The organism is Arachnia propionica, from assembly GCF_003932785.1.
Taxonomy (GTDB): Bacteria; Actinomycetota; Actinomycetes; order Propionibacteriales; family Propionibacteriaceae; genus Arachnia; species Arachnia propionica_B.
Window position 1 is genome coordinate 26,578 of record NZ_RQYT01000026.1, and the last position, 11,238, is coordinate 37,815.

Consider the following 11,238-nt stretch of genomic DNA (forward strand, 5'->3'; position numbering starts at 1 on the left):
CTGTTCCTCACCCTACGTCGGGCAGGGGTCAGTTCGGAAGCCTCATCAGCATGATGACGTGGCGGTAGTCGAGCAGCTGGTCACCATCGATCGTTGCCAACCCCGTGATGAGGCAGGGCTTCCCGGCCTGCGTGAAGGCGAAGTGCGCGTACGGCGCGTCGAGGGCCCCCAGCGCGTCGAGCAGGTACTGCGGGTTGAACCCGGCCGCGGTGATCGACTGCTCGTCACCGACGACGTCGACCTGCGCCTCGATGGCCTCGGAGGCGTGCGCCTGGTCGCCGGTGGCGGCCTCCAGCGCGACGTGGTCGGACTCGATGATCATCCGCAGCGGGGTGTTGCGCTCAGCGACGAGGGAGACGCGCTTCACGGCGGCCAGCAGCTCGGCCGTGGCCACCCGCACCGTCACGGTGCCGACGACGTCCATGAGGTGCCGCACCTTCGGGAACGCCTGGTTCAGCAGGCGAGTGGTGGCCTCGCGTCGGCTCTTCGCGCCCTCACCGATGAATCCGACGAGCCCCTCACCCTCTGACTGGGTGGTGGACAGGGACACGGTGACGGTCTTGCCGGAGGTCAGCGACTTCGCGGTGTCCGCGAGCACCCGGCCCGGGACCAGCACCGCGCCCTCGATGTCGGGCGACGACGGTGCCCACGTCAGCTCCTTCAGCGCCATGCGGTAGCGGTCCGTGGCCAGCAGCGACAGCTGGTCACCGTCGATCTCGACCCGCACCCCCGTGAAGACGTTGAGCAGCTCGTCGCGCCCGGCCGCGATGACCACCTGGCTGACGGCCTTCTCGAAGACGTTCGCGTCGACCTCGCCGGTGTGCGTGGGCATCTCGGGCAGGTTCGGGTACTCCTCGACGGGGAGGGTCTGGAGGTTGAACCGGGCGGAACCGCAGGTCAGCTCCACCTGGGTCTGGTCCGCGGTCATGTCGACGGGCTTGTTCGGCAGCTGCCGGGCGATCTCGTTGAGGAGCCGACCCGACACCAGCACGGTGCCCTCGTCGGTGACCTGGGCGGGCATGGTGACCTGCGCGGAGGTGGTGGAGTCGAAGCTCGACAGGGTCACCTCGTCGCCCTGCGCGGTCATGAGCAGGCCCGCGAGAATCGGCGCCGTGGGGCGATTCGGAAGGCTTCGGGCCACCCAGGCAACAGCGTCGGCAAGAGCGTCGCGCTCCACTCGGATCTTCACGTCGTCCCCTTACGTCGATGACCAGCCACCACGGCGTGGTCGCCTGACAATATACCGGTACGGCGGCGGCACCTCATTCCGTGGCGATGGAGTCGAGGACGTTCAGCCGGGAGGCGCGGCGGGCCGGGGCGATCGCGGCGATGACGCCGACCAGCCCCGCGACGACGACGAAGACGACGAGCTGCTGCCAGGGGATGCTGAGGACCTTGAGATCCGGGATGACCCGGACCAGCGCCCACCCGAACAGCAGCCCCAGCACGACGCCGAGTCCGGCCCCGAGGACCGCGACCGACACCGATTCGAGCCGCACCATCCGGCGCAGCTGACCCCGGGTGAGGCCGACGGCCCGCAGCAGCCCGATCTCGCGGGTGCGTTCCATCACCGAGAGGCTGAGCGTGTTGACGATGCCGAGCACCGAGATGACGATGGCCAGCGCCAGGAGCGCGTAGATGATCCCGAGGAGGGTGTTGAACTGGGCGAGCCTCTCGTTGATGTACTCGTCGTTGTCGACGACGGAGACGAGCGGGTACTCGGCGGTCGCGTCGACGAGGGCCTGCTTCACGGCGGCCCGGTCGGCGCCGTCGCTCACCTTGACCTTGACGGTGGAGAACTGCTGGGCGTCGCCGATGCGGGGGAAGGTGGCGGAATTGGTGACCAGTTTCGGGACGTCCTGGGGGGCGTTCTCCTCGTCGAAGACCCCCGTGACGAGCAATTCCACGGGCTGGCCGTCGATGCCGGGGACGGTGAACACCTTGCCCATCGGCAGGTCGAGTTCCCGGGAGAGCCGGTGGTCGATGAGGACGGAGCCCTCGACCTCCAGCAGCTCCCCGGCCAGCACCTCGAGCGCATTGCCGTCCCGGAGTCCATCGACGCTGGTGCCCATGATCGGTTCCGGGTCGCCGTCGCCGAGCTTCAGCGCGGAGTGCGAGTAGGTCCACACCTTCTCCACCCCGTCGATGCCCTCGAGGCCCGCCACGTCGACGTGGAACGGTTGGAAGTTGACGGGGGTGAGGAGGTGGTCGCCGCGCTGGTCGGCGGTCAGCGAGGCGCGGAACGACGCGGTGGTCGTGGCGGCGAGGATCGCGACGGTGCTGACCAGGGTCAGGCCGATCATGAGGGTCGCGGCGGTGGCGGCGGTGCGTCGCGGCTGTCGTGACGCGTTGCGGCTGGCCATGCGGCCGATCTCCCCGAAGAGCAGCTGCCCGACCCTCCCGCAGAGCCACAGGATCGGAGCGCCGAGCGCGGCCGCCGACAGCACCGCACCGACGAGGACGGCGACGGCCCCGCACGCCACCCACCACAGCCGCTGCGGCACGTCGAGGAACACCCCGCAGACGATCCCGGCGATCCCCAGCTGCACCAGGCCGAGGCCGAACCAGGCGGGCAGTCCGATGCCCTCGACGGTGGTGGCGGCCGCCTGGGTCATCGCCTCGACGGGGCGGGTGCGGGAGGCGCGGATGGCCGGAAGCAGCGCCGCGATGACGGTGATGACCACCGCCAGGACGTAGGAGATGACGATGGTCTGCCAGGTGAGCTGGGGCTGGGTCGAGCCCAGCCCGATGCCGAACGCGTCGAGGACCCAGCGGATCAGCCAGGCCAGGCCATAGCCGGCACCGATGCCGACGGTGGCGCCGATGACCGCCATGACCACCGCCTCCAGCAGCACCGCGGCCCGCACCTGGGATCGTTTCGCGCCGAGCGCCCGGAACAGCGCCAGTTCCCGGCTGCGCTGGGAGACGAGGATCGAGAAGGTGTTGAGGATGAGCAGCGACGCGACGAGCAGCGCGATGCCCGCGAAGACCAGCAGGAACGTGTTGACGAAGCCGAGCCGCACGTCGAGCTGGTCGCGGATCTCCGCCACGACCTTGGTGCCGTCCTTCGCCTCGAAGCCCTCCGGGAGCAGCGCCTGGATCCGCTCCGCGACGGCGGCCCGGTCCGCCCCCGAGCCGGTCTGGATCCACACCCCGGTGTAGCCGTCGATCCCGCCCAGGGCCAGCTGCTGCATGGCCGCGACGGTGAAGAACAGGTAGGCGGCGCCGGAGGTCGCGCCGTCGCCGTAGGTCGCGGTGCCGACGACGAGGTACTCGCGCACCCCGTCGCGGGGGGTCGCGATCCGGATGCGGTCGCCCAGCGCATGCCCGGAGCGGGTGAGGGTGCCGGGGTCGAGGGCCACCTCGTCGTCGGCCTGCGGTGCCCTCCCGTCGAGGACCCGCATCCCGACGACCCCCTCCATGGCGGGGATGTCGTCGAAGTTGATGGCAATGCCGGGGGCACCGCCGAGGGTGACGACGCGGCCGTCGCGGTTGAGCGGGTACACCGACGGGTGGGTGACGAGCCCCGCCACCCGCTCCACGCCGTCGACGGCGGCGATCTCGTCGATCACGGACGGTTCGATCATCACCGCCTGGGATCGCACGCCGTTGCCGAGGTCCAGGGAGCCGCCGAGGAGGACGTTGACGTCGCCGACGCTGGAGGAGAGCATCTGCCGGTAGGTCGAGCCGAGGAGCTGCGTGAACAGCAGCGACCCGGTGACGAAGGTGATCCCGAGGACGATCGACAGCGCGCTCATGAGCAGCCGGATCTTCCGGCTCATGAGGGACTTCCAGGCGGCGCGGAGCATGCTCAGTCCTGGATGGCTCGACGGGGTGCGCTCATCTCCGCCTCGGTCTCGGGTTCGATCCTGCCGCTCGGCGGCGGCTGGAAGGCGCCGTCCCGGAAGAAGGGTTCGGATGTCGCGTGACGGCCCGGGTTCGTGCTGGGGCCGTCGTCGAACTGGTCGGGCCGGTGGCGCGGGTAGATGCGGGACATGGCGTGGAGGAGCTGCTCCTGGGATGCGCCGCGACGCTCGTCGACGATGCGGCCGTCGGAGAGGAAGACGGCGCGGTCGGCGTAGCTGGCAGCCAGCGCGTCGTGGGTGACCATGACGATGGTCTGGCCGAACAGGTCCACGGAGCGACGCAGGAAGGTGAGCACCTCGGCGGCGGAGGTGGAGTCGAGGTTGCCGGTGGGCTCGTCGGCGAAGATGATGTCCGGCCGGTTCATCAGGGCCCTGGCGCAGGCCACCCGTTGCTGCTGGCCGCCGGAGAGCTGGTGGGGTTTGTGGGTGAGGCGGTCCCCGAGGCCGAGGACCTCGATGATCTGGTCGAACCACCGCTTGTCCACCTTGCGACCTGCAATGGCCAGCGGCAACACGATGTTCTCGCGTGCGGTGAGGGTCGGGACGAGGTTGAAGGCCTGGAAGATGAAGCCGATGCGGTCGCGTCGCAGCTTGGTCAGGGGGGTGTCCTTGAGGGTGGCGACGTCGACGTCGCCGATGTGGACGCTGCCGGAGGTGGGGGAGTCGAGGGCGGCGAGCAGGTGCATGAGCGTCGACTTGCCCGAACCGGACGGTCCCATGATGGCGGTGAACTCCCGCGAGTGGACGATGAAGTCGACATCATCGAGGGCGACGACCGTCGCGCTCCCGGAACCGTAGGTCTTGCGGAGCTTGACTGCCTTCGCTGCGATGGTCACAAGGGCCAAGCTACCAGCGAGAGGCAGCAGCCGACCGGGTCCCCGGTTCCACAGTCGGTGACTTTGAGTCTTGATGTGTAATTACATCCTCGTCTCAGTAGTAGGCCCTGTGGATCCTGTGGGAAACCATCATCGACGCTTGTCGCGTCGGTTTGGGGGGTGTGGAACGGCTGTGGGTGAGTCGTAAATCACATGGTGAGGATTTGTGGGTTGTCGAGCAGAAGGACGGCATCCACCCGCTGTCCACCGGGGCTGGGGACAACCTGCGGGAAGAAACGAGGCCTCCGACCCCACATGTTGGGGTTGGTCCCGGCTGCGGCGTCGGGCAGGAGCGAGGGGGCACGTGCCACGAGGGCGCGTGGTGAGGACGAGTCCGTTGTGGTCGCTCCGGTGATCCCTGGCCCGGACCTCCTCGACGGCCACGACACAGAGCATTCTTCGTCGCCGCCCTTGGTCACGAATCGCCGTTCTGCTTCGATGTCAGCGTTGACATCGGCGTCTCGCGGAAGCAAAGCGGCGGTTCGTGCTCGCGAAAGCAGCGGGCTGGAGTGCGCGATGCGGCGCCGAGGGAGGGGTCAGAGCGACGGTGACGCGGCGGCCCGGGCTCAGGACTGCTTGATGCGGTTGGTGAGCTCGGTCACCTGGTCGAACAGCTGCCGGTCCTCGCCCATGCGGGAGTCGATCTTGCGGACCGAGTGCATGACGGTGGAGTGGTCGCGTCCCCCGAACTGGGAGCCGATCTTCGGCAGCGACAGGTCCGTGAGCTCCCGGCACAGGTACATCGCGATCTGCCGGGCCCGCACCAGCGCGGCCACGCGGCTGGAACCGACCAGGTCCTCGCTGGAGATGGCGAAGTACTCGCAGGTGGCGGCGATGATGGAGTCGGCGTCGACGTGGGTGGCGCTGCCGTCGGGCATGAGATCGGCGAGGACCTGTTCGCTCAGCTCCAGGGTGATCTCCTGGTGGTTGAGGCTCGCCAGCGCGGCGACGCGGGTCAGGGCACCCTCGAGCTCCCGGATGTTGCTCGTGATCCGCGACGCGATGAGCTCCAGCACCTCCGTGCCCGCGGTGAGACGCTGCGAGGCGGCCTTCTTCCGCAGGATCGCGATGCGCGTCTCGAGGTCGGGGGGTTGGATGTCGGTCATCAGCCCCCACTCGAAGCGCGACCGCAGCCTGGGCTCCAGCGCCTCCAGCAGCTTCGGCGGTCGATCCGAGGTCATCACGATCTGCTTCTGCGCGTTGTGGAGGGTGTTGAAGGTGTGGAAGAACTCCTCCTGGGTCTGGATCTTCGCCTCGAGGAACTGGATGTCGTCGACCAGCAGGACGTCGACGTCGCGGTAGGCGCGGCGGAAGTCCGAGGCGCGGTTCTCCGAGATGGCGTTGATGAAGTCGTTGGTGAGTTCCTCCGTCGAGACGTACTTGACGCGGAGGGTGTCGTAGTAGCTGTTGACGTAGTGGCCGATGGCGTGGAGGAGATGGGTTTTCCCCAGGCCGGACGGGCCGTAGATCATGAGCGGGTTGTACGACTTGCCGGGCTGCTCGGCGACGGCGGCGGCAGCGGCGTGGGCGAACCGGTTGGACGATCCGGCGACGAACGACTCGAAGGTGTAGCGGGGGTTCAGCCGCAGGTCATGATTGACGGGGACATGCTTGCCACGCATGTCATCGTCATCCTGGGGGGTGCGTTCGGCGACGTCGGGTCCCGGCTGCGGGGGCTCCTCCTTGATCGACGGGTCGATCATGAACGCCAGGTAGGTGGGCGTCCTGGTCACGTCGGAGAGCTTGGCCTCGATGTCGGGGCGGAGTTTCGTCTCGATGCGTTCCCTGGTGGTCTCGTCGGAGACGGCCAGCATGAGCGTGCTCCCGTGCATCGCGAGGGGGCGGGTGCGGCGCAGCCACGCGCGCGAGGAGATCGGAACGTCGGCGACGATCCCCTCCCAGAGTTCGCTCAGCGACGGCACGGACACGAGCGACTCCTCTCTGACCAGCACGTTCGGACCCGTGGGGACCGTCCCCCACGAAATCCACAAAGTTGTCCACAGGAGGGTACAACTCCCCCACCCATCACGTCGACGTGCTGATGCTGTGGAAAAGCTCGCCGCGCAAGAACAGAAACTAGTCGGTTCCAGGGCCTCCCGCAAGGTAGTCGGAGCGGCTTCGAGTACTACATCGGTGTAGTTTCCCGGCCCCTGGGGAAATGTGCACGGAGTTTGTCGAAAACCGCCGTGAACGCGTATCGTTGACCAGTCGCTGCCCAGGCCCCGCCGAGGGCCGTGCCGGGCCGCGACGTCCTTCCCCAGGCCCCTGGGTTGGGCCAACCAGATCTTTGGAACAAGCACGGAGTCATTCCCATGAGCAAGCGCACGTACCAGCCGAGCAACCGTCGTCGCAGCCGTACCCACGGCTTCCGCGCCCGCATGCGTACCCGTGCCGGGCGCGCCATCCTCAGCGCACGCCGTCGCAAGGGCCGCGTCGAACTGTCCGCCTGATCCCATGCTTCCCCGGACGAGGAGGCTGCGACGATCCGGTGACTTCACCGAGACCTTCCGTCGTGGCGCCAGGGCCGGGACCTCGAGCGTGGTCGTCCACGTGGCAGTCGGGACGATGAATCCACCCGGAGCGACCCGGGTGGGTTTTGTCGTGTCCAAGGCCGTCGGCAACGCGGTGGTGCGCAACCGCGTCAAGCGTCGGCTGCGGCACCTCGTCGCCTCCCGCGACGAGCAGGTCGGGGCCGATGTGGTGGTGCGGGCGCTGCCCCCTGCGGCCGCGGATCCCGGCACCCTCGTCGAGGATTTCCACAGCGCCTGGGAACGTGCGTTCCGGAGGGCGACGTGTTGAGGTATCCGCTGCTGTGGTTCATCCGCGGCTGGCGGCGGTTCATCTCCCCGCTGTACGGGGACGTGTGCAAATTCCACCCCACCTGCTCGGCGTATGGTGAGCGTGCCGTCGAGGTGCATGGCGGCATCAAGGGCGGATTCCTGGCGGCTCGACGGATCGTCAGCTGCCACCCCTGGTCGATGGGGGGCGTGGACTACGTGCCAGGCACCCCCGAGGCCCGATCGTGGGCCGAAGAACAAGCCAACGAGAAGACCCGGGCGAGTTCCGGGCAGAAGGTGTCCTAGATGATCGAGCTGCTGGTGTCCCTGTCCATCTGGGACGGCATCTACGGGCTCTTGTCGGCGATGATGCAGCCCATCTACTGGGTGATCTCCGGCATCCTGGTCCTCTTCCACGCACTCTGGGCCCCGATCTTCGGGGCCGACTCCGGGTGGGCGTGGGCGATGGCCATCGTCTGCATGACGCTGCTGGTGCGCACGCTCATGATCCCGCTGTTCGTGAAGTCGACGAACTCGTCGCGGGCGCTGCAGATGCTGCAGCCGAAGATGGAGGCGCTGAAGAAGAAGTACGGCTCGGACCAGATGCGGTTCAGCCAGGAGATGCAGAAGTTGTACGCCGAGGAGGGCGTCAACCCGATGGCCTCCTGCTTCCCGATGCTGCTGCAGATGCCGGTGATGCTGTCGCTGTACCGGGTGCTGCAGGGCGTGGCCGACAACCAGGTGCGCGGCCAGTGGCTGAAGGACAACCCTCAGCTCGTCGAGTCGCTGCAGAAGGCGCAGTTCCTGGGCGCCGACCTGTCGGGCCGGATCCTGCCGTTCAGCCCCTTCGGGATGACCCAGATCCTCGGCATCCTGCTCGTCGTGCTCATGGTGGTGACGCTGTTCATCACGCAGCTGCAGCTCATGCGCAAGAACATGCCGCCGGAGGCGCTGACGAGCCAGTTCGCGCAGACGCAGAAGATCATGCTGTACGGCTTCCCGATCATGTACGCGCTGACCTCGACGTTCATCCCGATCGGTGTGCTGCTGTACTGGACCGTCAGCAACATCTGGACCATGGGTCAGCAGGGTCTCCTCATCCGCAACAACCCCGCCCCGAACACCCCGGCCTACATCGACTGGGAGGAGCGGATGCGCGCCAAGGGCAAGGATCCCGACGCGATCATGCGGGAGCGCGCCGCCAAGCGCCGCAAGGGCCGTCCGGCGGCCACCGTCGCCCCGACCGCGCCGGTCGTCGATGAGGCGACGGGTCGCAGGAAGGTGACCAGGCAGCAGGTGACCCGTTCCACGGTGCGCACCTCGACGGAGGGCGCGGCCGGCGGGGGTGGCGGTGTGCGTCGTCAGCCACGCAACACGACGCGGGCAGCGCGGAAGAAGAAGTAGTTTTCCGGCCCCGTGGGGGCCACCGACCGAAGGATCGTCATGAGTGAGAAGACTGACAACGAGGCCCTCCTCGCTGAGGGTGACCTCGTCGCTGACTACCTGGAGGAGCTGCTCGACATCGCCGACCTCGACGGCGACATCGAGAACTCCGTCGCCAACGGCCGCGCGCACATCGCCATCGACACCGACGACGACCGTCTGGTGGGCAAGGACGGCGAGGTCCTGGAGGCGCTGCAGGAGCTGTGCCGGCTGGTCGTGATGACGGAGCAGGGGCACCGTTCGCGGCTCACCGTCGATGTCGGCGGCTTCCGGGAGAAGCGCCGCGCGGAGCTGGTCGCCCTGGCGAAGGACGCCATCGCCGAGGTGATGGAGAAGGGTGAGCCGATCCGCATGGCCCCCCTCAACGCCTACGAGCGGAAGATCATCCACGACGAGGTCGCGGCGGCCGGGCTGACGAGCGAGTCGGAGGGCGAACCGCCGTTCCGTCGCGTCGTGGTGTCGAAGGCCTGAGGGCTGTCGTGTCGTCGGAGGCCGCGGTGCGGGACGCGCTCGTGGAGCGCTTCCCGGCGGCCGCGGCGGGGCTGGACGCCTATGCCGGGATCCTCGCCGGCAGGGGCATCGAGTGGGGGCTGCTGGGGCCCCGGGAGACCGAGCGGATCTGGAGCCGTCACGTCTCGAACTCCCTGGCGCTGAGCGACGTCGTCGGTTCGGGCCTGGACGTGGCCGACGTGGGGTCGGGGGCGGGGCTGCCCGGTATCCCGTTGGCCCTGGTGCGCCCGGACCTGCGGGTGACGTTGGTGGAGCCGCTGCTGAGGCGGGTGTCGTTCCTGGAGCTGGCGGTGGCGGATCTCGGTCTGGAGGACCGGGTGACGGTGCTGCGGGCCCGCGCCGAGGAGTGCAAGGAGACCTTCGACGTCGTCACCTGCCGCGCGGTCGCCCCGCTGGAGAAGTTGCTGAAGTGGACAGGTGGACTCTTCCTCCCCGACGGCGAGCTGCTGGCGCTGAAGGGCGCGACGGCCGAGGACGAGATCAAGGCGGCATCGAAGCTGCTGGACAAGCGATCCCTGCGCGCGGAGGTCCTGGAGATCCGGGCCTGCGCGGGGGTCGAGGGCACCCGTGCCGTGAGGGTCAGGCCCATCGGCTGAGCCCGCCCCGACGCCGTCCAGCACTGCCGACCACTGAGCCGACTGAGCCGACTGAGCCCACTCAGCCCACTCAGCCCACTCAGCCCACTGAGCCCACCTCCGCCGACGCCCTGCCGTCGGACGCCCCGAGCAACGGGGGGGGGAGGGGGGCACGAATCGCCGTTCTGCTTCCGTGAGACGTCGGTTGAAACGTTTCAGACCGAAGAAACCCGTCAGTTGGTGCTCGTCCGGTTCCTGGCGTGACGGGGCAGATCGCAGAGATCTTGGCATAGCTGTGAAACAGTAAACGTTCTAAACGAGAAGACCTGAAATAGATATATCGACATAAAGACGTGAAACACGCGGTTTCCGTTTCACGTGAAACGCTGGCAGGTCTCTTCGGTCAGCTGTGCGGGTGCGTGATGAGGCGGAATCGTGACGATCACAGCGGATTCCGCCCCCTCTCCGCTCGCCCTTGAAGCACTGTCGACGGGACGACCTCTCGGACCGCCGGCTGTGGTTAACGGCCCGCCCGCCTCGGGCACGCGCTTGATCTGTGGTATCCGTGTGGGTGGATCGCGCGCAGGGATGGGCCTGTCGGACCCGGTAGGGGCGGTCCGTGGAATCGGGTTCCATTGACGTGAAGTTCAGTCGTCCTCCCTTGACCGCGGCTTCTCATCCCCGCGTCCTTTGTCACAACTCCTGGTCCGATGCCACGTGAAGCTGTGGTCCTGTGTGAAGCGGCGGGGTCGGCTCGGTGGGCTCCGTGGGTAGGACCGATGCAGCAGGATTGACGGTGTGCGCGAGGGCGTAACGCGCTGCGGTCTCAGCCGTTTCCCGGCTTGACCGATCCGCCGTTTGCGTCAGGCTCACCCAGCGGGTCGCGTTGTTCTCCCCGTCGCTGGTCGACCCGTGTCGAGACGTCCGTGGGGAACCCCGCCCAACTCGAGTCCCAGTACCGTGCGTCAGGGGTCTCGACACGGACGGCTCGCTAGCGCTCGCGGTCCGGCTCGACCAACGGAGAAAGACGTCTGTCAGGGGTCTCGACTTAGAGGGTGCGCGGATAGGCGAATCTACTGCGGTCGCCCCGGTGTCCCCCTGGCTGTGTTGTCCTCCTTGAACGCACGGTCCAGTGCGCTTTTCGTCGTCCGCCTTGCCATGAGGTCACCGTGACGATCCTCGTGACGACCCC

The 11,238-nt window shown here is 67.9% G+C and carries 10 protein-coding genes; 6 read left to right on the plus strand and 4 right to left on the minus strand.

The window, feature by feature from the left end; genetic code table 11:
- Nucleotides 1–28: 28 nt before the first annotated feature.
- The 4 genes from dnaN to dnaA form a co-directional block, all read right to left on the minus strand.
- Nucleotides 29–1,189, minus strand: a complete 1,161-nt coding sequence (gene dnaN / locus EII35_RS10575) for a DNA polymerase III subunit beta (protein ID WP_125228439.1) — start codon at nucleotides 1,187–1,189, stop codon at nucleotides 29–31.
- 73 nt (nucleotides 1,190–1,262) lie between these two features.
- Complete coding sequence (locus tag EII35_RS10580; protein WP_125228440.1) at nucleotides 1,263–3,809, minus strand: ABC transporter permease; 2,547 nt, start codon at nucleotides 3,807–3,809, stop codon at nucleotides 1,263–1,265.
- A 2-nt stretch (nucleotides 3,810–3,811) separates the two neighbouring features.
- Complete coding sequence (locus EII35_RS10585) at nucleotides 3,812–4,702, minus strand: ABC transporter ATP-binding protein (protein WP_395858242.1); 891 nt, start codon at nucleotides 4,700–4,702, stop codon at nucleotides 3,812–3,814.
- A gap of 605 nt (nucleotides 4,703–5,307) precedes the next feature.
- A complete protein-coding gene (gene dnaA / locus EII35_RS10590) occupies nucleotides 5,308–6,669 on the minus strand; it encodes a chromosomal replication initiator protein DnaA (RefSeq protein ID WP_260465098.1) in 1,362 nt (453 codons plus the stop codon).
- Between the two features lie 384 nt (nucleotides 6,670–7,053).
- On the opposite strand from dnaA, the gene rpmH reads away from it, so the two are divergent.
- Genes rpmH through rsmG form a run of 6 tightly spaced genes read left to right on the plus strand, consistent with a single transcriptional unit; the run spans nucleotide 7,054 to nucleotide 10,067 of the window.
- Nucleotides 7,054–7,191: a 50S ribosomal protein L34 gene (gene rpmH, locus EII35_RS10595; protein WP_124844878.1), complete on the plus strand. Its 138-nt coding sequence runs from the start codon at nucleotides 7,054–7,056 to the stop codon at nucleotides 7,189–7,191.
- Between the two features lie 4 nt (nucleotides 7,192–7,195).
- Entirely contained in the window at nucleotides 7,196–7,540 is a 345-nt protein-coding gene (gene rnpA, locus EII35_RS10600; RefSeq protein ID WP_125228443.1) for a ribonuclease P protein component, read from the plus strand.
- Nucleotides 7,534–7,824: a membrane protein insertion efficiency factor YidD gene (gene yidD, locus EII35_RS10605; protein WP_125228444.1), complete on the plus strand. Its 291-nt coding sequence runs from the start codon at nucleotides 7,534–7,536 to the stop codon at nucleotides 7,822–7,824. The genes rnpA and yidD overlap by 7 nt, the downstream gene beginning before the upstream one ends.
- Nucleotides 7,825–8,922: a membrane protein insertase YidC gene (yidC, locus tag EII35_RS10610; RefSeq protein WP_125228445.1), complete on the plus strand. Its 1,098-nt coding sequence runs from the start codon at nucleotides 7,825–7,827 to the stop codon at nucleotides 8,920–8,922. It begins immediately after the preceding gene.
- 39 nt (nucleotides 8,923–8,961) lie between these two features.
- Nucleotides 8,962–9,432, plus strand: a complete 471-nt coding sequence (locus EII35_RS10615) for a Jag family protein (protein WP_125228446.1) — start codon at nucleotides 8,962–8,964, stop codon at nucleotides 9,430–9,432.
- Between the two features lie 8 nt (nucleotides 9,433–9,440).
- Nucleotides 9,441–10,067: a 16S rRNA (guanine(527)-N(7))-methyltransferase RsmG gene (rsmG, locus tag EII35_RS10620; protein ID WP_125228447.1), complete on the plus strand. Its 627-nt coding sequence runs from the start codon at nucleotides 9,441–9,443 to the stop codon at nucleotides 10,065–10,067.
- Nucleotides 10,068–11,238 lie beyond the last annotated feature (1,171 nt).